Origin of the sequence: Cytobacillus sp. T106, assembly GCF_040492155.1 — a bacterium.
Taxonomy (GTDB): Bacteria; Bacillota; Bacilli; order Bacillales; family Cytobacillaceae; genus Bacillus_AB; species Bacillus_AB infantis.
In genome coordinates this window covers 1-303 of record NZ_JBEUMK010000044.1, presented here as the reverse complement: position 1 = coordinate 303, position 303 = coordinate 1, and the positions used below count along the sequence as shown (strand labels likewise).

Genomic DNA, 303 nt, shown 5'->3' with positions numbered 1-303 from the left:
CTAAAATGGCGATTACTCGGTAATGTCTTCTTCATTACATTATCTAGTTTTCAAGGAACAAAATGAGATGAATAAGAATTCATCTTTGGTGGAGCCTAGCGGGATCGAACCGCTGACCTCCTGCGTGCAAAGCAGGCGCTCTCCCAGCTGAGCTAAGGCCCCGTTATGAAAGTTATATGGTGGGCCTAAATGGACTCGAACCATCGACCTCACGCTTATCAGGCGTGCGCTCTAACCAGCTGAGCTATAGGCCCATATAACACAGGAGAGATTATACTCTCAAAACTGAACGAACAAATCACA

2 tRNA genes are annotated in these 303 nt (G+C 45.9%); both read right to left on the bottom strand.

Annotated elements, in window-relative coordinates:
- Window positions 1-86 precede the first annotated feature (86 nt).
- A tRNA-Ala gene (locus ABU165_RS25155) sits at window positions 87-162 on the bottom strand.
- A gap of 15 nt (window positions 163-177) precedes the next feature.
- A tRNA-Ile gene (locus ABU165_RS25150) sits at window positions 178-254 on the bottom strand.
- Between the last annotated feature and the right edge of the window lie 49 nt (window positions 255-303).